Source organism: Actinomyces wuliandei (genome assembly GCF_004010955.1).
Lineage (GTDB): Bacteria > Actinomycetota > Actinomycetes > Actinomycetales > Actinomycetaceae > Actinomyces > Actinomyces wuliandei.
Window position 1 is genome coordinate 2176980 of the sequence record NZ_CP025227.1, and the last position, 22820, is coordinate 2199799.

Here is a 22820-nt window from a genome sequence, read left to right on the forward strand (position 1 = left end):
AAGGAGAACCGATGTCCGTGTCCCGCACCGTCCCCCCGACACCCCCCACGTCAGCCGGTCCGGCCTGTGACGCGGCGGCCCGCGTGGCGAACCACCCCCGCCGCCACCGGCTGGCCTTCGCCTCCTCGCCCCGCTCCACCCTGGGCGTGGAGTGGGAGATGGCCCTCATCGACCGCGACAGCCTCGACCTGCGGCAGTGCGCGGCAGATGTCCTCGCCGCTGTCGGGGACGACCCGCACGTTCACGGGGAGATGATGCTCAACACCATCGAGCTGGTCTCCGGTGCCCGCCCCACCGTGAGTCAGTGCATGGAGGATCTTGCCTTCGCCTTCGACCGGGTCCTGCCGGTGACGGACCCCCTGCGGGTGGACCTCGCCTCGGCCGGCACCCACCCCTTTGCCGACCCGCTGGTGCAGAAGGTCACCGACGCCGAGCGCTACGCGCGGCTGGTGGACCGCACCCGGCTGTGGGGGCACCAGATGCTCATCTTCGGCACCCACGTCCACGTGGGCGTGGAGGAGCGCGCCAAGGTCCTGCCGATCCTCAGCGCCCTGCTCACCCGCACCGCCCACCTGCAGTGCCTGAGCGCCTCCTCGCCCTTCTGGGCCGGGACGGACACCGGCTACGCCGACAACCGGGCCATGATGTTCCAGCAGCTGCCCACAGCCGGTGCCCCCGAGCAGCTCGCCTCCTGGGAGCAGCTGGAGGGCTACACCGGCGACCTCATCCGCACCGGTGTCATTGAGGAGTTCTCGGAGATCCGCTGGGACGTGCGCCCCTCGCCCCGTCTGGGAACGATCGAGGTCCGCGCCTGCGACGCCGCCACGAACCTCACCGAGCTGGCCGGGATCGCCGCCCTGACCCAGTGCCTGGTAGAGGACTTCTCCCGCCGCCTGGACCGGGGCCAGGAGCTGGAGTCCATGCCGGACTGGTACGTGGCGGAGAACAAGTGGCGCTCGGCCCGCTACGGCATGGACGCCGTCCTCATCGTCAACGCCGCAGGTGACGAGGAGCCTGTGGCGGATACCATAACGCGGATGCTGGCCGAGCTGGCGCCTGTGGCCGAAGACCTGGGGTGCGCAGCTGAGCTTGACGGCGTGCGTGCGACCCTGGAGACCGGAGCCTCCTACCAGCGCCAGATCGCCGCCGCCCACGCGGCAGGAGGCATGAAGGAGGCGGCGGTCAGGCTCCTGCTTGCCGAGGCCCGGGCAGGCCGCCCGCTGCGCCCCGCCGAGGTGCTCTCCTCCGCCTCACCGCACCACCGTAACGTCCAGCGGCATGCTGGAGTCGGGGCCGAAGCCCATGGGTGAGGGGGCCACGCCCGACCGCACCGCCGCCGCTCCCAGGGCCGCGATCTGGGCACCGTTGTCAGTGCAGTAGCGCGGCGGCGGGATCCTCAGGTCCAGTCCCGCGGCCTCGCAGCGACGGGCGGCCAGCTCGCGCAGACAGGAGTTGGCGGAGAAGCCGCCCCCGACCACGAGCGTGCCACAGCTCTGGTCCAGACAGGCCTGCACCGCCTTGGCCGTCAAGGAGTCGTTGACGGCTTCGGAGAACGCCGCGCACACGTCGGCCCGGTGGACCTCCTCGCCGCTGCCCCGAGCAGACTCGACATGGCGGGCCACCGCTGTCTTAAGGCCGGAGAAGGAGAAGTCGTAACGGTGGCGCTCCCTGTCCTTGGCCGCAGACAGCCCCCGGGGGAAGCGGATCGCGGTGGCGTCCCCCTCACGGGCCAGCCGGTCCACGTGCGGTCCTCCCGGGTAGGGCAGCCCCAGGAGACGCCCGACCTTGTCGAAGGCCTCACCTGCGGCGTCGTCCAGCGTGCCCCCCAGCTCCACGACGTCGGCAGCCAGGTCACGCACGCTCAGCAGGCTGGAGTGCCCGCCGGAGACGACCAGCCCGACAAAGCGCTGCGGCAGCGGCTCGCCTACCAGCCCGGCCACGGCCAGGTGCCCCACGACGTGGTTGACGCCGTACACGGGTATCCCCAGGGAGGCGGCCAGCGCCTTGGCAGCCGAGATACCCACCGTCAGCGACCCGACAAGCCCGGGGCCGGCACTGACCGCAACCACGTCCACCTCCTCCAGGTCGGCTCCCGCCTGCTTCAGGGCAGCGTCCAGGGTGGGCAGGAAGGACTCCAGGTGGGCGCGGGAGGCGATCTCGGGGATGATGCCGCCGTAGCGCGCGTGCTCCTCCATAGAGGTGGCCGTCACCTCACTCAGAAGCGTCTCGCCACGCACCAGCGCCACGCCGGTCTCGTCACAGGTGGACTCGATGCCGAGGATCAGGGGACTGCTCACGACAGCCAGCCTAGCGCCCCGGGCACGACACACGTACCCGCCCTGCAGGCTGCACATCTTCAGTCTGCTGCCCACGGCCAGGTCCCTGGAGCGCCGCGCATCCGGCAACCCGGCCTGGCCACGCCCAACCTAAAGATGTGCAGCACCCCCTGTTGCTGCACATCTTCGGCCCCGCTGCACGGACTCTAGCAACGGCATCATGCGGAACCACCAGAGACCACCTAGCCAGCACCGACTGAAGATGTGCAGAGCACACCGGGTGGCTGGCTGCTGGCGTCTCGGGCGGGAACCGCAGGAGCTCAGTGGGCCTTCTGCCCCTTCCACAGGGCGTGGCCCAGGTCGCGGTTGAGCCGGGAGATGACCTCCAGCGGCACCGACTTGGGGCATACCGCCGCGCACTCACCGATGTTGGTGCAGCCACCGAAGCCCTCAGCGTCGTGCTGGCCCAGCATGCCCACCACCCGCGCCAAGCGCTCGGGCTGCCCCTGCGGCAGCAGGCCCAGGTGGGCGATCTTGGCCCCGGTGAACAGCATGGCCGACGCGTTGGGGCAGGCGGCCACACAGGCGCCGCAGCCGATGCAGGCGGCCGCCTCGAAGGCAGCGTCGGCCTTCTCCTTCTGCACGGGCACGGAGTGGGCCTCAGGCGCGCCACCGGTGTTGACAGAGATGTACCCGCCCGCCTGGACGATGCGGTCCAGGGCGCTGCGGTCCACGATGAGGTCGCGCAGCACCGGGAAGCCGGTGGAGCGCCACGGCTCGATGGTGATGGTGGAGCCGTCCTTGAAGGAGGGGTCCTCCGAGAGGTGACGCATGTGCAGCTGGCAGGTGGTGGAGCGGATAGGGCCGTGGGCCTGGCCGTTGATGACCACGCCGCACTGGCCGCAGATCCCCTCACGGCAGTCAGAGTCGAAGGCCACCGGTTCCTTGCCCTCGGCAAAGAGCTGCTCGTTGAGCAGGTCAAGGACCTCCAGGAAGCTCATGTGCTCCTCAATGCCGCTCATGGCGTACTCCTCGAAGTGCCCCGGGGAGTCCTGGTTCTGCTGGCGCCAGATCTTGAGCTTGATGTTCACTTGTAACTCCGCTGCTTGAGCTCGATGTCCTTGTAGATGAGGTCCTCCTTGTGGAGGACCGGCGGCTGGTCGTCCCCGCCCCACTCCCAGGCCGCCACGTAGAGGAACTCGTCGTCGTGGCGCATCGCCTCCCCCTCCGGGGTCTGGGACTCAGCCCGGAAGTGCCCGCCGCAGGACTCCCTGCGGTGCAGGGCGTCAATGCACATAAGCTCGGCGAGCTCGAAGAAGTCGAGCAGGCGGCCCGCCTTCTCCAGGGCCTGGTTGAGCTCGTCAGCCTGGCCCGTGACCCGGGCGTCGCGCCAGAACTCCTTCTTCAGCTCCCGGATCTGCCTGATCGCGGTACGCAGGCCCTCCTCCCGGCGCTCCATCCCGCAGTACTCCCACATGATGCGCCCCAGGGCCATGTGGAAGTCGTCCACGGAGCGGGTTCCGCGCAGCGCCATGAGCCGGGCGATGCGCTCCTCGACGTCACGCCTGGCCTGGGCGACCTCGGGAGCGTCGGGGTCAACCTTGCCCAGACGCAGCATGTCCGCCAGGTAGTCGTTCATCGTGTCCGGCAGGACGAAGTAGCCGTCGGCCAGCCCCTGCATCAGCGCCGAGGCGCCCAGGCGGTTGGCACCGTGGTCGGAGAAGTTCGCCTCCCCCGCCACGTACAGCCCGGGGATGTTGGACTCCAGGTCGTAGTCCACCCACAGGCCACCCATGGTGTAGTGCACGGCCGGGTAGATGCGCATGGGCACCTCGTAGGGGTCGTCACCGGTGATGCGCTGGTACATCTCGAAGAGGTTGCCGTAGCGCGCGGAGACCGCGTCGCGCCCCAGGCGGCCGATGGCCTCGGAGAAGTCCAGGTACACGCCGCGACGCATCATGCGCTCGTTGCCGGCAGGGTCACGCTCCTTGATCGCTGGACCCACGCCGCGCCCCTCGTCACACATGTTCTTGGCCTGGCGGGAGGCGATGTCGCGCGGGACCAGGTTGCCGAAGGCCGGGTAGATGCGCTCCAGGTAGTAGTCGCGGTCCTCCTCGGGGATGTCGCGGGGGTCCTTGTCACAGTCCTCTGCCCTCTTGGGAACCCAGATGCGCCCGTCGTTGCGCAGGGACTCGCTCATGAGGGTCAGCTTGGACTGGAAGTCTCCGGACTGGGGGATGCAGGTGGGGTGGATCTGGGTGTAGCAGGGGTTGGCGAAGTAGGCGCCCTTGCGGTGCGCCCGCCAGATCGCGGTGGCGTTGCAGCCCATCGCGTTGGTGGACAGGAAGAACACGTTGCCGTAGCCACCCGAGGCCAGCACGACCGCGTCGGCCAGGTGGGTGTCGATGGCGCCGGTGACCATGTCTCGCGAGACGATCCCACGGGCACGCCCGTCCACGACAATGAGCTCGACCATCTCGTGGCGGCGGAACTCCGTGACGGTCCCGGCGTGCACCTGGCGCTCCAGGGCCTGGTAGGCGCCGATGAGCAGCTGCTGGCCGGTCTGGCCGCGGGCGTAGAAGGTGCGCGAGACCTGGACGCCGCCGAAGGAGCGGTTGTCCAGCAGGCCCCCGTACTCACGGGCGAAGGGCACCCCCTGGGCCACGCACTGGTCGATGATGTTGGCGCTGACCTCTGCCAGCCGGTAGACGTTGTCCTCCCGGGCCCGGTAGTCCCCTCCCTTGACCGTGTCGTAGAAGAGCCGGTAGGTAGAGTCCCCGTCGTTGCGGTAGTTCTTCGCGGCGTTGATACCACCCTGGGCGGCGATGGAGTGCGCCCGGCGGGCCGAGTCCTGGTAGAAGAAGACCTTGACGTTGTAGCCCTGCTCACCCAGGGAGGCCGCCGCCGCGCCCCCGGCCAGGCCGGAGCCCACGACGATGACGTCGAGCTTGCGCCGGTTGGCCGGGTTGACCAGGGCGGCCTCGAACTTGCGCTGCTCCCAGCGGCGGTCGATGGGCACGTCGTGGGGGGCCTTGGTGTCGGCGATCTTCTCACCCTCGCGGTACAGGCCGTCAATGAGCCCGTCCGTGGCGGTCGGGTCGGCGGTCCTCGCAGTCGTCATCGCAGTGGTCGCTGTCATAGTAGTCACCTGCTCACTCTCAGTGGGACGATCCGATACCGGCCTCAGCGGCCCTGGTGGCGTACTCGACCGCGTCCATGGGCGGCTCGGTCAGGCCCAGGAGGATGGCGGTGGGCACCACGATGAAGCCGAGGAAGAGGGCGAAGGCGACGACGAAGGCGATGAGTCGGATGAAGGGGATGGTGCCGCCGCGTACCGCCCCCAGGGTCTGCAGGGCGGACCACACCCCGTGCCACACGTGGAGGCACAGGGCCGCCAGGGCGACGGCGTAGACGAGCCACACCCACCACAGCTGGAAGCCGTAGTACATGTTCATGTAGGCCCGCCCGTGCTCGTAGTGGCCGCCGGGAGTCAGGTGCAGAGTGGTGAACTGCAGGATGTGGAAGACGATGAACAGCAGCAGGATGACCCCGCCCCAGCGCATGGTGCGCATGGCGTAGCGGGAGGCGAAGTAGTCGGCGCCGGGCTTCTTCACCGCGTACCTGTCCGAGCCGCGTGCCCTCCTGTTGCGCAGCCACAGGTCAAAGGCGACACCCGCGTGGGCCACCAGGCAGGCCAGCAGCACCACCCGCAGGATCCACAGCAGCCCCGAGTAGGGCAGGACCGGCTGGAGGATGGTCCGCAGCCAGTAGGCGTAGTGGTCGTAGGCGATCTCACCCTCGAAGTAGTGGGTGTTGCCGTACATGTGGAAGAGAAGGAACAGCACGAAGACGATGCCGGAGTACGCCATGAGGCGCTTCCTGAAGACTGTGGTGAGGAAGGCGGTCCGCCTCGGCGCGGGACGAGCAGGTGTTTTGGCCACGGCCCAAGGCTATCCAATGACTGGCAGGTCCTTGTCCTATCAAGGTCCCACCGGCGTCCCGGGTCCGTCCGGCGCTGCCTCACCTCCACGCCATCGTTGCAATGACGCGCCGGGCCGCTACTGCACCACCTCGGCGGACAGGTCTGCCCACACACAGCAAGCACCGGCACGGCAGGCGCTTTTCGTGACACCACCGTCAGGCAAATCTATTAAGGACCTCTACAGGACCTCGGTGCCCACGGGGCCGGTGGTCTCACGCAGCGCCAGGCGCATGGTCACGGCGTCCTCCCACGGGTCGGCGTAGTAGCGGCGACGGCGCCCGATCACCTCGAAGCCGTGCGACTCGTAGAGCCTGCGGGCCACGGTGTTGGACTCGCGGACCTCCAGCAGCACGGAGCGGCAGCCCATCTGGCGGGCGTCGTCCACCAGGACGGCGACCAGGGTGCCTGCCAGCCCTCGACACCGGGCCCGGTGCGCTGTGGCCACGACCAGCAGGTCGGCGTCACCGCTGCCGTCACCCAGGTAGGCACCCGCGTAGGCCAGGACCTCCTGCCCCCGCACCGCCACGACGTAGCGCCGGTCCCCCCAGGTGGTGCAGGCGTCGAGCTCGGAGCGCAGGAGCCGGGGGCTCCAGGCCTGGGCGCCAAAGACCTCCTCCTCCAGCGCGGCGACCTGGGCCAGGTCAGCGGGGGTCATGTCCCGCACGCTCACGGGCGGGTGGACGGGCGGGCTCTCCTGAGTCACTGTCCACCACCACCGGCTTGCGGGAGGTGGACGTCGGCGTGCCGCAGGTAGAGGGGGTCGGTGGGCAGCTGCTCGCCACGAGCCAGACGGGCCAGTGCCACGCGCACCTGGGCACGGCAGTCCCCGGAGACCGGGGCCAGGACCTGTCCCCCGCCCTCGGAGGTGGAGGAGAGGAAGGCGGAAGTGGAGGAGACGCAGGAGCGGATGACGGGGTAGAGAACCGCCCCCGAGCCCGCCACCGCGTCACAGCCGCCCAGGTCCCCGACGTCCTGAGGCGGGCACACGACGATCTCGTCAAGCCGGACGACGTCGTCGGGGCCGAGGCCACGGTAGCGGGCGGCGTAAACCTCCCTGCGGCGGGCGTCGGTGGCGACCAGGACCACCGGGTCAGCGGTGACGTCGGCCCCGGCGAGGGCGTCCAGAGCCGTACGGGCGACGGCGTCCAGGCTGGGCACGCCGTAGACGGGGACACCGCGCGCCCGTCCTACTGTCCTGGCGGCGACGAGACCGGCACGCAACCCCGTGAAAGGGGCTGGGCCGGTAGCGGCGACGACGGCGTCCAGCCCGGTGTCCCCGGCCTGAGGATCCGTGAGCACCTGGGCCAGCATGGCCCCCAGGGACTCGGCGTGCTGGCGGGCGCCGTCCTGCGCCCTGTGCGCCAGGACGACAGGGCTGGCCCTACCGGTGCCGACGGGGCCACGCGTGGCGAGGACAGCGACCTGGGTACCCAGCGAGGAGTCGACGGAGAGGATACGCACGGGAGCAGCCTAACCGGGCTAGGCCTGTGGGAGGTTGACGTGGCTGTCCGGAATGGTGTCCGAGCCCAGGGGCATCCTCTGGCGGGCCTGGCGCAGTGGTGCTGTCACCTTGCGCTCGTGACGCACCGTGATGACCACTGCCAGGACTCCGACCGCAGCGACGGCCAGCACCGGCCCCCACACCGCCCAGCCTCCCACCCCAACCTGCGCCTGGGTCTGGGAGGTGGAGACCACAGGCTCGGTGCCGTTGCGCTCGCGCAGGACCTGGCCGTAGTCAACCAGGCTGATAGGCCCTGCCAGCAGCGTGGAGGACACCTCCCCCAGGGCGACCACGGTCATGGCCCCTGCAGGCTCCACCGCGTACCAGGCTGCGACCTCCACGTCGTGGACGAGGACGGACCTGTCGTCAAGACCTGCGACGTCCTCGGCCAAGGAGCCGTCAAGGACGACGTCGTCGTCAACGACGCTGGCGGAGGACTCATCCACCTCCACCACGACCAGGCCGACGGGCTCCTCCCCGACGGTCGCCGCAGCAGCCCAGCTGCCGGTGGGCACCGGGGCTGCTGTCGGCTCGCTGCCGTCAAGAAAACCCGGCGCCCACACGTGGACCGGCTGGACCTGACCGATCTCAACGTGCGCCTGCTGCTCACCCGTGTGGTGACGCACCAGCGTGGTGCCGGCGTCACCCATCCAGGCCTGCGCCACGGCCTCGGGGTCCGAGCCCGGCACGGCGGAGGAGCCCGGCTGCTCCTCGACCACGGTCGGGGACTCCTCCTGCAGGGGGTGGAGCACGCCCGAGGCCGCCGCGCTCACCGGCACTGCTGCCACCACCAGCACAGACAGCGCAGCCAGCAGGACCAGGACCGCAGGCAGCGTGCCCACGCCCACCCGGACCGGGCGTGCGTGCACGCGCCGGGCAGGCAGCCCTGCAGCCCTCCCCTGCCGGAGGAGGTGTCGGCTCATCCCTCGGCTCACCGTGCTCACCTGCTCACCCCTCACCAGGTATCAGGTCCGCGAGGGTGACGCCCGCCCACCGCTGGCCCAGCGCCCGCACGACGACCTCGCGCGGGTCATCAGTCCGCGCAAGGTCGCCCTGGGCCGTGTCACCCGGGTGCCCGTCGGCCCCACCGGCGACCCGGCCCTGGGCGTCACCCGGCAGCCGCCGGGGGCAGGTGTGGTCCGCACCCCCCGCACGACGTCGTACCTCAACCTCCAGGCGGCTGTCGCTGAGGGACTCGGCCCGGCCCCGGCCCCACTCCACCAGGGTGACGGACTCCTCCATGGAGGAGTCCAGGTCCAGGGCGTCAACCTCCTCCAGGGACTCCAAGCGGTAGGCGTCCACGTGGATGAGGTCCGGCCCTGCCCCGAGGGAGGGGTGGACCCGGGCAATGATGAAGGTCGGGGAGGAGACCCGGCCACGGACCCCCAGGGCAGAGCCGATCCCCTGGGCCAGGGTGGTCTTGCCTGCTCCTAGGTCCCCGCTGAGCAGGACCAGGTCGCCGCGACGCAGCAGGGCTGCCAGGCGGGAGCCCAGGGCACGGGTCGCGTCGGCGTCCGCAGTGGTGACAGAGACCTGAGAGACCAAGGGGTCCTGGGTGTTCTGGGAGGGCTGCCGGGTGCTCATACCTGCTCCTCGCTGCCGGTGGGCTGAGCGTAGCCCGTCGCACCACCTGCGGGGAGGTAGTACCGGGGGACCCGAGGTCCCAGACGGGTGACGATCTCGTAGTTGATCGTGTCGCAGGCCCGTGCCCAGTCGTCAACCGTAGGGACCGGGGGACCCTCCTGCCCGGGGGACGGCGCCCCCCACAGGACCGCGACGTCCCCAGCCGCCGCCGGGGCGGGCACCGTGGTCCCGTCCGGCCCGGCAGCCGGCCCCAGGTCGATGACGACCTGGTCCATGCAGACCCTGCCCACCACCGTGGTCCGGTACCGCCCCACCGACACCGGGCCGCAGGAGGAGGCGGCCCGTGGCACGCCGTCGGAGTACCCCAGGGGCACGACCCCGACCCAGCGGTCGGTCGGCGCCGTCCAGGTCCCCCCGTAGGACACGGCCTGACCTGCCGCGATCCTCTTGACCAGGGTCAGAGGAGCCTCCAGGCGCATAGCCGGGCGCAGACCCAGGTCCTGGCCGGAGGCCAACGAGGGGTCCGGGCTGAGGCCGTACAGGCCGATACCAGCACGGACAAGGTCCAGACGCGTCTCAGGGTGCCACAGGAGCCCTCCGGTTGCCGCCAGGTGGCGCAGCCGGGGACGCAGCCCCGCCTGCCGGACGACCTCCTCCCCCACCTGGAACCGCGCCAGGTGCTCCTGGGTGGAGCCGGACCCGGGCTCGTCAGCACGGGAGAGGTGGGACCACAGGCCCACGACCACCAGGTCCGAGGTCTGCTCCTCCTCACGCAGCACGCGGGCCACCTCCGCCAGGTCCTCTGCCACGGCACCGCCCCGGGACATGCCGGTGTCGATCTTGAGGTGGACACGCGCCGTCACCTCCTGGGCGCGGGCAGCAGCAGCCACGGCACGCGCCTGGTCCGCAGTGGCCACGGACAGGTCCAGGTCAGCGTCCAGGGCCGCTCTCACGGGTGAGCCGTGGCGTGCCGCCTCCTGCGCCGTCACGACCGGCAGGATCCAGGTCAGCAGCCGTGGTGCCCGGCTGGAGGGCACGGCGTCCGGGCCGGGCTGCGGGCGGGCCACCCCCGCCTTGTCCAGGACACGTCGCAGGTGGAGGGCCTCCGCCAGCTGGGCGGTACCAAGCCAGGTGGCCCCGGCGCCCAGGCAGGTGGTGGCCACCGGCCCCAGCCCGTGCCCGTAGGCGTCGGCCTTGACCACGGCCATCCAGGGCGTGCCTGCGGCCCGCGCGAGCACGTCGGCGTTGTGGGCCACGGCTGCCAGGTCCACCACGGCACGCGAGGTCGCGGCCGGACCGTGCGCGGTGTCACCGGAGCCAGGGGCGCTGGAGAGGTGGTGCCAGGTAGTCACGACGCAGATTGTCGCACCACTGTCCGACGTCTGTCAGACCTCCTCGACCGTCACCGGGCACCGGACGCCAGCGTCGCCCAGGCCTCAGGTACGGCCTCGGCGAGGTCCAGGGCGGCCACCGGGTGGCCCACCGGGCAGTCCACCAGGCGGCCTGTGTCCCCGTTCTCCCCAGCCTCCCCGGCCCCGGGGTCACGTCGCCGGGCGGCCACGGCACCCGCCTGCGCGTGCAGCCGGACCGCCGAGGAGACCACCGTGCCCACCACCCCGGGCAGGGGTGGGCCACCCCGCTCGGCCCGGGCGGCTGCGGCAGCCAGGAGGGCTCCCAGCACTCCCGCCAGAACGTCACCGCTGCCTGCGGTGGCCAGCCAGCCGGGGGCGTCGCGGACGCTGACTGCTGGCCTGCCCGGCGTGACCACCAGGGTCGCCGCCCCCTTGAGCACGGTGGTGGCTCCGGTCAGCCCGGTGAGCTCCTGCGCGGCAGCCAGCGGCTGGCGGTCGACCTGCTCCCGGCTCCACGGGGAGCCCAGGGCCGTCAGCAGACGGGCCGCCTCACCCGCGTGGGGAGTCAGGACGTGCTCGGGACCGCAGGCCAGGCCCTCGTCGATGATCCCGGGCAGCAGAGCCAGCGCCCCGGCGTCGATGACGACAGGAACGACGCCAGGAGCGACGCCAGCAGGTGCTGCAGCAGGGGCACCGCTCCCCCTCGGTGTCCCAGCACCCCTCGGTACCCCGGTGCCGCCAGGAGGACGGTCGCAGCCCGCCCCTGCCAGCGTCTGACGCAGCACCTGGCGCAGCCCGTGGGCACGCGGGCGGTCCTGCGGGTCGGTTCCCGGACCGATGACAAGCGCCTGGCAGCGTCCGGTACCGGGCACGACCTCCGGACGACGGGCCAGCACCAGGTCCTCCACACGCCTGGGCGCGCTCAGCCGCACCATCCCGGCTCCTGCCCGTACCGCTGCCGAGGCGGTCAGGACCGCGGCCCCCGGGTAGCTGTGGCTGCCCGCCCACAGCCCCACGACGCCGCGGGTGTACTTGTGGTCGGCCGGGCCGGGAGCGCGCAGGGTCGCGGACAGGTCGGCCCGGGAGGGCAGCACCACGGTCGGCGCCCCCTGCGGCAGTGGCAGGCCGAGGTCGACCACCTCCACCGCACCCGCCAGGTGGCAGGCCGGGGGCAGGCACAGGGCGCCCTTGAGGCAGGTGAAGGTGACGGTCCGGTCGGCCGGGAGCACCGGGCCGGGAAGGGTCCCGTCGTCCGCGCCCGTGCCACTGGGAAGGTCCACGGCGACGACCCGCCAGCCGCGCCCACGCAGCCCCGGCGCGCCTGCCACAGGCGGGGCAGCCAGGGTGGCCCGAGCCTGACCACCCGCGCCGTCCCCCGCCTCGCCAGCCGGGTGGGTTGTGCCCCCGGCGTTCCCAGCAGACTCCTCGGAAGAGTCCCCGGTGTCCCCGGTGAGACTCCCTGGGAGGTCCCCGGTCAGGAACGGGGCGACCAGGGCGGCGGCCTGAGGGCGCAGCGGACCAGCTCCTCCGGTCCCGGTCAGGCCGTCGATGACGACACCCCCGTCGCGTCTCACCAGCGTGATCGCGGCCAGCGCCTCCCCGGGCAGGGGCGGCGGGTCGGCAGGCCCGACGGGGCTGGCACACCCAGCAGGGCGCGAGGCGCTGGGGGCGCCAGCCGCCTCCACCACCACCACCCCGGCCTGCCGGGCCTCCTCCGCCGCCCAGCGCAGCGGGTGCCGGGTGCCCAGCAGCGCGGTGACGGCACAGCCACGGCGCGCCAGCAGGGCACAGGCCAGCAGGGCGTCGGCCCCGTTGCTGCCCCCGCCGACCAGGGCCAGGACCCGGCCACCAGCAAGACGCCCCCGCACCTGGCGCAGCTGGGCACGGCAGGCCCGGGCCACCGCGTGGGCTGCCGCCCGCATGTAGCGGTCGGTCCCGGCGGTCAGCGCCGCCTCGGCAGCCGCGACCGCAGAGGCGGGGTAGGCCCGGTCCGGGGCGCAGGTGGACGAGAGGGCAGGACGGGCGGTGGAAGGACGAGCGGTGCAGGGGTGGGCGGGAGACCCGGAGGAGGCCGGCACGGCGGGCCTCACTCCACGGTGACGGACTTGGCCAGGTTGCGCGGCTGGTCCACGTCCAGCCCCTTGGCCTGGGCCAGGGCTGCGGCGAAGACCTGGAGAGGCACCACCGTGAGCAGGGGCATCATGAGCGTCGGGGTGGCGGGGACGTGGATGATGTGGTCGGCGAAGGACTCCACGGCGGAGTCGCCCTCCTCGGCGATGACGATGGTGCGCGCCCCGCGCGCCCGGATCTCCTGGATGTTGGAGATGACCTTGCCGTGCAACACAGGACGCCGCGGGGTCGGCACGATGACGAACACCGGCAGCCCCTCCTCCACCAGGGCGATCGGCCCGTGCTTGAGCTCTCCTGCGGCAAACCCCTCGGCGTGGACGTAGGCGAGCTCCTTGAGCTTGAGCGCCCCCTCCAGGGCGACAGGGAAGCCCACGTGACGCCCCAGGAACAGGAAGGAGGACTCCTGGGCCAGCCGGGCACCCAGGTCGCGGACCTGCGGGGCCTGCTCGTCGAGGACACGCTGGATCGCGGCGGGCATGGCCGCCAGCCGCTCCAGGTAGTCCGCCACCTCGTCGGCCCACTTGTTGCCACGCAGCTGGGCCAGGTAGAGGCCCAGCAGGTAGCAGGCGGTGATCTGGGCCAGGAACGCCTTGGTGGAGGCCACCGCGACCTCCGGGCCGGCGTGGGTGTAAAGGACCGCGTCGGCCTCGCGGGCGAGGGTGGAGCCGTAGGTGTTGACGATGGCCAGGACCCTGGAGCCCTGCTCGCGGGCGTGGCGCACCGCCTGGATGGTGTCCATGGTCTCCCCGGACTGGGAGATCGCCACCGTGAGGGTCTTCTCGCTGACCACGGGGTCGCGGTAGCGGAACTCGTGGGCCAGCTCGACCTCCACCGGGACCCGGCACCAGTGCTCGATGGCGTACTTGGCGACGTGCCCGGCGTAGGCCGCTGTCCCGCAGGCCACGACGATGATCTTGTCCACGCTGCGCAGGACCGTGGGCTCGATGCGCATCTCGTCGAGCTGGAGCTCGCCGTGCTCGTCCACCCGCCCCAGCAGGGTGTCGGCCACCGCCGTGGGCTGCTCGTGGATCTCCTTGTCCATGAAGGTCTCGTAGCCGCCCTTGACGGCGGCGCTGGCGTCCCAGGAGACCTCCCAGGTGGCGGGCTCCACCGCCGCGCCGTCGCGGTCCCACACTCGCACCTCCTGCGCGCTCAGCGCCAGGACCTGGTCGTCACCCACCTCGGCCGCGCGCCTGGTGAAGGCCACGAAGGCGGCCACGTCAGAGCCCAGGAAGTTCTCCCCCTCCCCGAGACCGATGACCAGGGGGCTGGAGCGGCGGGCGGCCACGATGGTGCCGGGCACGTCGGCGCTGAGCGCCAGCAGGGCGAAGGTGCCCTCCAGGCGGGCGGTCACCGCGCGCATGGAGGCCACCAGGACGGCGGCCGCGTCGGCGCCCTCCCCGGCCAGGGCCAGGCGCTCGCAGTAGTCCAGGTCCAGGACGTGGGCGACCACCTCGGTGTCGGTGTCGGAGACGAGCTCGCGCCCGGCGGCCTCCACCTCCTCGCGCAGCGCGCGGAAGTTCTCGATGATCCCGTTGTGGACCACCGCGACCCGCCCGGCCCGGTGCGGGTGGGCGTTGGCCGTGGTCGGCCCCCCGTGGGTGGCCCAGCGGGTGTGGCCGATGCCGGCGGTGGCAGGTGCCGGGGAGGAGTCCTCCAGCCACTCCCGCAGACCTGCCAGCTTGCCGGCGGCCTTGACCACGTCCAGGCCCGCAGGCCCGGCCAGGGCCACCCCTGCGGAGTCGTAGCCTCGGTACTCCAGGCGGGACAGGCCGTCAAGAAGGACAGTCAGGGACCGGTCGGAGCCGGTCGCGCTCAGGGGGCCGACGTGGCCAACAATTCCGCACATGCCTAGATGGAACCACGACCAGCCCTGCGGTGCCAGCGACCTGGGCGAGGCACCGGTGTGATCCGTGACAGCGCACGCAGCCCGACGTGACCAGGAGGCAGGGTTTTGCCAGACTAGGCCGGTGCCCCCGCCAAGCAGTGAGCCGAGCCGATGGCTGTCGCCCTACATCGAGCTGAGCCGCCAGCAGTGGTCGGCGCTGGCCTCCTCCACGCCCCTGCCGCTGAGCCAGGCCGACGTGGAGAAGCTGCGCGGGCTGGGCGACCCCATCGACCTGGCCGAGGTGGACGCCGTCTACCGTCCCCTGACCGCGCTGCTGCAGGACTACGTCACCACCACGCGGGAGCGCGCCCGCCGTACCTCGGGCTTCCTGGGGGTCGACGAGCCCCCGACCCCCTTCGTCGTGGCGGTGGCCGGGTCGGTGGCAGTCGGCAAGTCGACGACGGCACGCCTTATCGCCCACCTGCTCTCCCGCTTCCCCGCGACACCTCGGGTGGACCTGGTCACCACTGACGGCTTCCTGCTGCCCAACGCCGCCCTGGAGGAGCGCGGGCTGCTGACCCGCAAGGGGTTCCCCGAGTCCTACGACCGCCGTGCCCTGCTGGACTTCGTGGCGGCGGTGAAGTCGGGGGCGCCCCGGGTGAGCGCCCCGGTGTACTCCCACACGGTCTACGACATCGTGCCCGGGGAGGTCATCACGGTGGAGCGCCCGGACGTCCTGGTGCTGGAGGGGCTCAACGTCCTCCAGCCCGCGCCCCGCCTGCGGCACGAGGCAGCCTCTCCCGGCTCGCCCCGCCGTTCCCACCGCCCCCAGGCCCTGGCCATCTCGGACTATATCGACTTCTCGATCTACGTGGACGCCGACCCGACCGACATCCGACGCTGGTACTTGGACCGCTTCCTCACCCTCAAGCACACCGCCTTCACCGACCCGCGCTCCTACTTCAGGCGCTACGCCGACGTGCCCGACGACATCGCCGTGGCGGCGGCCAGCAGGATCTGGGAGTCGGTCAACCTGGTCAACCTGCGGGAGAACATCGCCCCCACCCGCGACCGCGCCACGCTGGTCCTGCGCAAGGACGCCGAGCACCACATGCGCGAGGTCCTGCTGCGCAAGGCCTGAGGCACCGGGAACCGGCCCTGGGCGCCTCGGGGCCGCCGGGCAGCGCCGCAGCGTAGCCGACCAGCACTGTGGCGCGGCTCCTGCCTCGTGGAGCCGCGCCACAACAGTGCGGGTGGTACGGGTGGTGTGACTGCGTGCGGGCGCAGGCTCAGAAGCGGCTGGCGGCGGCCACCGCGTCCAGGCGCTCCACCTGCTGGGGCGACAGGCGCACGGTGGTCGCCCCCAGGTTGCTGCGAAGGTTGTGCGGCTTGGTGGTGCCCGGGATGGGCACGACGTCCTCCCCCTTGGCCAGCAGCCACGCCAGCGCCACCTGCGCCGCGCTCGCCCCGACCTGGTCAGCCACCTCCTGGACCACGGCCACCTGCCGCATGTTTGTCCTCAGGCCGTCTCCGCGCCACCGCGGCATGAACCGCCGGTAGTCCAGCCGTCCCAGGCGCGTCGTCGACGAGGGGTGGCCGGTGAGCATGCCCTGCCCCAGGGGGCTGTAGGCGACCACGCCAATGCCCAGCTCGCGCGCGACACCGAGGACCTGGTCCTCCACCTTCCTGCGGAAGAGGGACCACTCCATCTGGAGAGCGGACAGGGGGTGGGTCGCGTGGGCCCGACGGACCTCGTCAGCGGTGGCCTCGCTCACCCCGAGGTAGCGCACCTTGCCCGCCTGCACGGCCTCGGCCATCGCCCCGATGCTCTCCTCCACCGGAACCTTGGGGTCGACGCGGTGCAGGTAGTACAGGTCGATCCAGTCCGTCCCCAGACGCCTGAGGGAGTCGTCCACCGCACGCCGGATCGTCCTGGGCCGCCCGTCGCGGCCCGTGGGGATCCCGAAGACCGGCAGCGAGGTCAGCCCGGTCTTGGTCGCCACGACGACCTCGCTGCGACGACGCCCCAGCGCCTGCCCCAGCAACCTCTCGTTGTTGCCGTGGCCGTAGGAGGCAGCGGTGTCAAACAGGGTGACGCCCTCCTCCACGGCCAGGGTGATGGTCTGGCGGGCCAGGGCTGGGTCCGCGTAGCCGTACGCCCACGACATGCCCAGGCACCCCAGACCGATGTCGCTGACCTCCAGCTCTCCCAGATGTCGCATACCAACCTCCTCATAGAATGCGAGTACTTACTCGCAAAACAGGTTACGGGCAAACAACGGCGCCCGCAAGGCCTGGGCACCGGTTCCGATACGCTCTCAGCATGTCCTCCGAGCCCACCGCCACCGCACCAGCCGCCAGCCGCCAGCCGCGCCGCCAGCGGCGCGGGCTGGAGAGGATGGAGCACATCCTCGACGCCGCGACCACCGTCATCGACCGGGTCGGCTACGAGCGCACCACGACCAACGCCATCGCCGCCGAGGCGGGTATCTCACCCGGGTCCCTCTACCAGTACTTCTCGAACAAGGACGACCTGCTCTCCGCGCTGTGGGCCCGCTACGTCCACGAGCTGGGCACAGTCGTGGGCGGCATAGACCTGGAGCGGGCAGGGGACCGGGCGAGCATGACGCTGGAGGAGCTGACCGAGCGGCTGGCCGGGCCGATCCACGCCTTCAAAACCGCCAACCGCGCCTTCGCCCGGCTGGCGCACAGGGCCACCCAGGACGAGGAGGGGCCTGCCGCCGCCCGCCAGACCATCCGGGAGCTGCGGGACCGCTTCGTCGAGGTGCTTGCCCAGCGCAACCCGGACACGGAGCGCGCACGGCTAGAGACCGCCGCGACCATGGCCTTCGAGCTGTTCCGTCCCGCCGTGGCGGTCGACTCGGTGACCGGCGACCCCGCCCAGGACCTGGCCGAGGTCACGCTGGCCATCGTCTTCTACCTGCGGGGTCGGGGCGTGTCGTGACACCCCCCGGCACGCCCGGCCATCACGGTGTGGGACATGTGGCAGGACTGGGTCCAGGGGACGCCCCCGGCGCGCCCGGCCGTCACAGGCTGAGGTTGTCCTTGACGACAGAGGCCAGCGACCCGGCGACCTGGTCGGCCTGCTCCTGGGTGGCGGCCTCGACCATGACGCGTACCAGCGGCTCGGTACCGGAGGGGCGCAGCAGGACGCGCCCGGTCTCCCCCAGCTCCTTCTCTGCCTGGGCCACGGCGTCCTGGACGGTCTGGTTGGTCCCGGCAGCCGCCTTGTCCACGCCCTTGACGTTGACAAGGGTCTGCGGCAGGCGGGTCACCACGGAGGCCAGCTCGGCCAGCGTCTTGCCCGTGCGCTTGACCCGGGCGGCCACGTGCAGGGAGGTGAGCACGCCGTCGCCGGTGGTGGCGTGGACGGTGTCGATGACGTGGCCGGACTGCTCCCCACCCAGGGTGTAGCCGCCCTGGATCATCCGCTCCAGCACGTAGCGGTCCCCCACACCGGTCTGGACGGTGCGGATGCCGTGCTCGCGCATGGCCAGGATGAGGCCCAGGTTGCTCATGACGGTGACCACCAGGGTGTCACTGCCCAGGGTGCCGTCAGCCTTCATACCGATGGCGAGCATGCCCATGATCTGGTCGCCGTCCACCAGGTTGCCCTGGGCGTCCACGGCCATGCAGCGGTCGGCGTCGCCGTCGTAGGCCACGCCCATGTCCGCGCCGACGGCCACCACGTAGCTCTGCAGCTGCTCGGGGTGGGTGGAGCCACAGCTGGCGTTGATATTAAGGCCGTCGGGGGAGGCGTTGATGACGATGACCTCGGCACCAGCCGCCCGCAGCGCCGCCGGACCGACTGCGGAGGCAGCACCGTTGGAGGCGTCCACGACGACGCGCAGGCCCGACAGGTCGGTGGCCGCAGAGTCCACCAGGTGGTTGATGTAGTTCTGGTCGGCGATGGTCTCGCCCTTGATGACCCGGCCCACCTCAGCCCCCGTGGGGCGGTTGTCCACCTTGCCCAGGAGGGACTCGATCTCGTCCTCCACGGCGTCAGGCAGCTTGTAGCCCCCCCGGCCGAAGAACTTGATGCCGTTGTCGGGGAAGGGGTTGTGGGAGGCGGAGATCATGACCCCCAGCTCCACGTCCTGGGTCGCGGTCATGTGGGCGATAGCCGGCGTGGGCAGCACGCCCACACGGGTGACGTCCACGCCCGAGGCCGCCAGGCCCGAGCTGATGGCGTGGTCGAGGAACTCCCCCGAGGCGCGCGTGTCACGTCCGACGATGGCCCGGGGCCGGCTGCCGCGTGCACCAGTTGGGGCGGGAGCGTCCCCGGTGAGCACCCGGGCCGCGGCCTCGCCGAGCTGGACAGCCAGCGTGGGGGTGAGCAGGTCGTTGGCCAGGCCACGCACACCGTCGGTTCCAAAGAGTCGAGCCATGAGAAGAACCTCCTGGAGTTGCTGTACGGTCAGGAAACCGGTCACTACGTCAGCCCCATCCTGCCATGCGCGCCCCCGGTCCAGGACACACGCGCGTCATATCGGCCCGGTCGCGGACAGTCCTCCCCGCTCGCCTTGAGAATCCCTGAGGCTCCTCCCTGAGACTACCTGAGAGCCTCCGGCTCCCGCCCACGTGCTACCAGGCCCGCCGACGCACGACGGCGGCAGCAGGCATGCGGTGGCGGGCCTGCGCTGACAACAGCGCCCCGCCGCCCTGCGCTCACGCGCGGACGACGGGGCCTGGTGGAGTGGTGACGCAGCGGCAGCCGCTTAGAGGCGGGTCCGGTCAGCGCTTGGAGTACTGGGGGGCGCGGCGGGCCTTGTGCAGACCAGCCTTCTTGCGCTCCACGGTACGGGCGTCGCGGGTCAGGAAGCCAGCCTTCTTCAGGGTGGCCCGGTTGGCCTCCCGGTCGATCTCGTTGAGGGCGCGGGCGATCCCCAGACGCAGCGCGCCCGCCTGCCCGGAGACGCCCCCACCGCTGATACGGGCGATGACGTCGAAACGGCCCTCCAGGTCAAGGACGGTGAAGGGAGCGCGCACCAGCTGCTGGTGCAGCTTGTTGGGGAAGTAGTCCTCCAGGGTGCGGCCGTTGATCGTCCACTGGCCCGTGCCGGGGACCAGGCGGACGCGGGCCACGGCCTCCTTGCGGCGTCCCAGGCCGCTGCCAGGAGCGGTGACGGACTGGCCGCGCCCCTCCACGGGGCCCTCGGTCTCAGTGGTGTAGCTGGAAGGGGCGTTGTCCTCGTCCAGCACGTCGGTGTCGACAGTGGTCTCAGCCACGGTATGTCCTTTGCTTGTCGTGGGTGCCGAGCGCGGCGCGCTTACTGGGCGACCTGGGTGATCTCGAAGGGCTGCGGGTTCTGCGAGGCGTGCGGGTGCTCGTCGCCGGCGTAGACCTTGAGCTTCTTGAGCTGGGCGCGACCGAGCTTGGTGTGGGGCACCATGCCCTTGATCGCCTTCGTCACGGCTCGCTCAGGGCGGGTGGCCAGCAGCTCGGTGTAGGGCACGGCCTTGAGGCCACCGGGGTAGCCGGAGTGACGGTAGGCGAACTTCTTCTCAGCCTTGCCGTTGGTCAGGACGACCTTGTCAGCGTTGATGATGACGACGTAGTCGCCGCAGTCCTCGTTGGGAGCGAACTGCGGCTTGTGCTTCCCACGGAGCAGGGTCGCAGCCTGGGCTGCCAGACGGCCCAGGACGACGTCGGTGGCGTCAATGACGTACCAGCGCTTCTCGACGTCGCCAGGCTTCGGTGTATACGTGCGCACGGGCGTTGCCTTCGTTTCTCTTGGCGGGCGGACGCGCCGAGGCACGTCGACGCGTCGCGGCTCGGCGAGACCACCATGGTCAGGTGACTGGTCGGAGCACGGGCGATCCAGGGCGAGTGGGAGGCACCTGTGGACACGCATCCTTGTGCTGCACGACGCTCCCACACTACCGGCCGGCAGCAGCAGCGGTCAAAAGGTTTGACCGACACGCCCCCGTGAAACCCACCACGTACCCACAGCACCTGACAGGTCCACCGCGCCCGCAGTGCTTGCAGTATCTGTGGTGCTTGCAGTATCCACAGTATTTGCCGCACTGACAGCATCAGTATCTTGACAGTATTTAGTGTCAATATCTACTGCCAATGACGGTATTTCGTCACTCGTAGCATCCACAGCAGCACCTGCGGCAGCCCGGCACAACCAGCAGCCGTCAGCACTGGGACCGCCGCACCCGGGCGCGCCTGGCCTGCGCCGCCAGCCCGTCCGCGTCCGGGTAGGCTACCTCCTCCAGGGTCAGGCCGTGCGGCGGTGCCACCGGAGCCGCCCCACGGCGGCTCCGGGCGGCGAGGAGCTGGGCGGGCCAGGCCACGGGACGCCGCCCCCGCCCCACCTCCAGGCCCGCCCCCACCAGGGAGCGCACCATGGAGTGGCAGAAGGCGTCGGCCTCGACGCTCAGGGTGACCAGGGTGGCGTCGGCCTCCGTCCCCTCCACGCGCCGCCAGCGCACCTGCCTCAGCTCGCGGACCGTGGAAGCCCCCTGGCGCGGCCTGCAGAAGGACAGGAAGTCGTGCTCACCCAGGAGCGGGACCGCGCTGGCCTGCATCGCCTCGACGTCAAGCACGCCCCCCGTCCACAGGACGTGACCGCGACGACGCGGGTCCCGCAGGCTCGCCCCGTCACTGACCCGGTAGGTGTAGCGGCGCCACAGGGCACCGAAGCGGGCGTCAAAGTCGGGACCGACCTGGCTGACGGCGGTGACGACCACGTCGCTGGCGCCACGCGGCACCCGACCTGCCGACCAGGCACTCCCCGCCGTCGGCTCCTGCGTGTCCCGACCGCCTGCCTGGCCCTGCGACGACGGCTCCACCGTGCCCGGCGCGTCTGGGACACGCCACGCCTGCTGGGCCTCCCGGGCCAGGACCCCGGCGAGCCGGGTCAGCAGCGCCTGCTCAGGACTGCGCTGGGAGCGCCCGGGCAAGGCCTGCCAGGCAGCGGCAGGCACGTCGATGTGCACGACCTGGCCAGCAGCATGCACCCCCGCGTCGGTGCGCCCGGCGACGGTCAGGCGCACGGGGGCACGCAGCACCGTCGTCAGCGCCGCCGTCAGCGCGCCCTCCACCGTGCGCAGACCCGGCTGGGCAGCCCAGCCGCTGAACCCCGTCCCGTCGTAGGCGAGATCCAGACGAACCCGTACCGCCCGTACCGCACCGCCCGTACCGCCCCCGGAACCAGACGCAGCCACGCCTCCAGGGCCAGGGCCACCGCCAACCTTGTGTCGCTCACTCATGGACCTATTCGACCACGCCACTCTGACCACACCACCCCGGCCACGCCAACCACACACCTCCAGCGCCCGGACCGGCCGAGCACCACAGCCGTACCGGGCGCCCCTGCCCGGTACGCGCTAGCATCACCCCTGTGAGCTCACTGACCACCCTGTGCGTCGACTGCGGTGGCGGCGGCATCAAGGCCTCTGTCCTGGATGCCGAGGGCAGCACCGTCTCACGGGCCGTGCGCACCTCCACGCCCTACCCCCTGCCCCCGACCAAGCTGGTAGACACCATTGAGGCCCTGGCGGACCAGCTGGCCCGCGCGGACCGGGTAACCGTGGGCATGCCCGGGATGATCCGCCACGGCGTCGTCGTGTCCACCCCCCACTACATCACCCGGGACGGCCCGCGCTCGCGGGTCCTGCCCGAGCTGGTGGACCAGTGGACCCGCTTCGACATGGCCAGGGCGGTCTCCCAGCGTCTCGATGCGCCGACCCTGGTCCTCAATGACGCCGAGGTCGCTGGAGCCGGCGTCGTCACCGGCCACGGGCTGGAGATGATCATCACCCTGGGGACCGGCCTGGGTAACGCGGTCTTCGACAACGGAGTCCTGGCGCCTCATGTCGAGGTGTCCCAGGGACCGGTGCGCTGGGGGCTGTCCTACGACGACTACATCGGCGAGCACGAGCGGCTGCGGCTGGGCGACGCCCACTGGTCGCGGCGTGTGCGGCGTGTCGTGGACTCGCTGCGGCCCATGTACCTGTGGGACCGCCTCTACCTGGGCGGCGGGAACTCGCGACGGATCACCGCCGCCCAGCTTTCCCGGATCGGTGACGACGTCGTCGTGGTTCCCAACGAGGCGGGCATGACCGGAGGCGCACGCTGCTGGCTCATGGCTGCCCGCTGACCGGGACGGACGGACCCGCTGCCAGCCCGGCGCCA

At 71.4% G+C, this 22820-nt stretch carries 20 protein-coding genes; 4 read left to right on the forward strand and 16 right to left on the reverse strand.

Features of this window, described 5'->3' with window-relative positions; all coding sequences use genetic code 11:
- The first annotated feature begins 11 nt into the window (after window positions 1-11).
- Complete coding sequence (locus CWS50_RS08990; protein WP_127842520.1) at window positions 12-1310, forward strand: glutamate--cysteine ligase; 1299 nt, start codon at window positions 12-14, stop codon at window positions 1308-1310.
- On the opposite strand, the gene tsaD is transcribed toward CWS50_RS08990, so the two are convergent.
- The 11 genes from tsaD to glmS form a co-directional block, all read right to left on the reverse strand.
- Window positions 1251-2297: a tRNA (adenosine(37)-N6)-threonylcarbamoyltransferase complex transferase subunit TsaD gene (gene tsaD / locus CWS50_RS08995; protein ID WP_127842521.1), complete on the reverse strand. Its 1047-nt coding sequence runs from the start codon at window positions 2295-2297 to the stop codon at window positions 1251-1253. The two genes, CWS50_RS08990 and tsaD, sit on opposite strands and share 60 nt — an antisense overlap.
- Window positions 2298-2596: 299 nt before the next feature.
- A complete protein-coding gene (locus CWS50_RS09000) occupies window positions 2597-3367 on the reverse strand; it encodes a succinate dehydrogenase/fumarate reductase iron-sulfur subunit (protein ID WP_127842522.1) in 771 nt (256 codons plus the stop codon).
- Window positions 3364-5415 carry a fumarate reductase/succinate dehydrogenase flavoprotein subunit gene (locus CWS50_RS09005; RefSeq protein WP_243118267.1) on the reverse strand — a complete coding sequence of 684 codons (2052 nt, stop codon included), beginning with the start codon at window positions 5413-5415 and terminating at the stop codon, window positions 3364-3366. Before CWS50_RS09005 ends, CWS50_RS09000 begins: the two co-directional genes overlap by 4 nt.
- A 19-nt stretch (window positions 5416-5434) precedes the next feature.
- On the reverse strand, window positions 5435-6217 hold the full coding sequence (locus CWS50_RS09010) for a succinate dehydrogenase cytochrome b subunit (protein ID WP_127842523.1): 783 nt from the start codon (window positions 6215-6217) through the stop codon (window positions 5435-5437).
- Between the two features lie 219 nt (window positions 6218-6436).
- Window positions 6437-6913, reverse strand: coding sequence for a ribosomal protein S18-alanine N-acetyltransferase (gene rimI / locus CWS50_RS09015; RefSeq protein WP_127842524.1), 477 nt, complete (start codon window positions 6911-6913; stop codon window positions 6437-6439).
- 44 nt (window positions 6914-6957) lie between these two features.
- Entirely contained in the window at window positions 6958-7719 is a 762-nt protein-coding gene (gene tsaB, locus CWS50_RS09020; RefSeq protein WP_127842525.1) for a tRNA (adenosine(37)-N6)-threonylcarbamoyltransferase complex dimerization subunit type 1 TsaB, read from the reverse strand.
- A gap of 18 nt (window positions 7720-7737) precedes the next feature.
- A complete protein-coding gene (locus CWS50_RS09025) occupies window positions 7738-8628 on the reverse strand; it encodes a hypothetical protein (protein ID WP_127842526.1) in 891 nt (296 codons plus the stop codon).
- A 79-nt stretch (window positions 8629-8707) separates the two neighbouring features.
- On the reverse strand, window positions 8708-9343 hold the full coding sequence (tsaE, locus tag CWS50_RS09030) for a tRNA (adenosine(37)-N6)-threonylcarbamoyltransferase complex ATPase subunit type 1 TsaE (RefSeq protein WP_127842527.1): 636 nt from the start codon (window positions 9341-9343) through the stop codon (window positions 8708-8710).
- Complete coding sequence (gene alr / locus CWS50_RS09035; RefSeq protein WP_243118268.1) at window positions 9340-10695, reverse strand: alanine racemase; 1356 nt, start codon at window positions 10693-10695, stop codon at window positions 9340-9342. Before alr ends, tsaE begins: the two co-directional genes overlap by 4 nt.
- 50 nt (window positions 10696-10745) lie before the next feature.
- Window positions 10746-12773, reverse strand: a complete 2028-nt coding sequence (locus CWS50_RS09040) for a bifunctional ADP-dependent NAD(P)H-hydrate dehydratase/NAD(P)H-hydrate epimerase (RefSeq protein WP_243118269.1) — start codon at window positions 12771-12773, stop codon at window positions 10746-10748.
- 8 nt (window positions 12774-12781) lie between these two features.
- Window positions 12782-14674: a glutamine--fructose-6-phosphate transaminase (isomerizing) gene (gene glmS / locus CWS50_RS09045; protein WP_127842529.1), complete on the reverse strand. Its 1893-nt coding sequence runs from the start codon at window positions 14672-14674 to the stop codon at window positions 12782-12784.
- Between the two features lie 121 nt (window positions 14675-14795).
- Between glmS and coaA the strand changes: the two genes are divergently transcribed.
- A complete protein-coding gene (coaA, locus tag CWS50_RS09050; protein WP_127842530.1) occupies window positions 14796-15794 on the forward strand; it encodes a type I pantothenate kinase in 999 nt (332 codons plus the stop codon).
- Window positions 15795-15942: 148 nt separating this feature from the next.
- On the opposite strand, the gene CWS50_RS09055 is transcribed toward coaA, so the two are convergent.
- The gene (locus CWS50_RS09055; protein WP_127842531.1) at window positions 15943-16875 is read right to left on the reverse strand and encodes an aldo/keto reductase; all 933 of its coding nucleotides are present in this window, start codon (window positions 16873-16875) and stop codon (window positions 15943-15945) included.
- A gap of 101 nt (window positions 16876-16976) precedes the next feature.
- Between CWS50_RS09055 and CWS50_RS12995 the strand changes: the two genes are divergently transcribed.
- Entirely contained in the window at window positions 16977-17618 is a 642-nt protein-coding gene (locus CWS50_RS12995; protein WP_164860115.1) for a TetR/AcrR family transcriptional regulator, read from the forward strand.
- Between the two features lie 82 nt (window positions 17619-17700).
- Here the strand turns inward: CWS50_RS12995 and glmM are convergent, their stop codons facing one another.
- From glmM to CWS50_RS09080, 4 genes are all read right to left on the reverse strand, one after another.
- Window positions 17701-19062, reverse strand: coding sequence for a phosphoglucosamine mutase (gene glmM / locus CWS50_RS09065; RefSeq protein ID WP_127842532.1), 1362 nt, complete (start codon window positions 19060-19062; stop codon window positions 17701-17703).
- A gap of 346 nt (window positions 19063-19408) precedes the next feature.
- Window positions 19409-19903 (reverse strand): 30S ribosomal protein S9, encoded by a 495-nt coding sequence (gene rpsI, locus CWS50_RS09070; protein ID WP_127842533.1) that lies wholly within the window; start codon window positions 19901-19903, stop codon window positions 19409-19411.
- Between the two features lie 41 nt (window positions 19904-19944).
- Window positions 19945-20388, reverse strand: a complete 444-nt coding sequence (gene rplM, locus CWS50_RS09075) for a 50S ribosomal protein L13 (protein WP_127842534.1) — start codon at window positions 20386-20388, stop codon at window positions 19945-19947.
- A gap of 430 nt (window positions 20389-20818) precedes the next feature.
- A complete protein-coding gene (locus CWS50_RS09080; RefSeq protein ID WP_127842535.1) occupies window positions 20819-21895 on the reverse strand; it encodes a tRNA pseudouridine synthase A in 1077 nt (358 codons plus the stop codon).
- Between the two features lie 131 nt (window positions 21896-22026).
- Between CWS50_RS09080 and CWS50_RS09085 the strand changes: the two genes are divergently transcribed.
- Window positions 22027-22785 carry an ROK family protein gene (locus tag CWS50_RS09085; RefSeq protein WP_127842536.1) on the forward strand — a complete coding sequence of 253 codons (759 nt, stop codon included), beginning with the start codon at window positions 22027-22029 and terminating at the stop codon, window positions 22783-22785.
- Window positions 22786-22820: the final 35 nt, after the last annotated feature.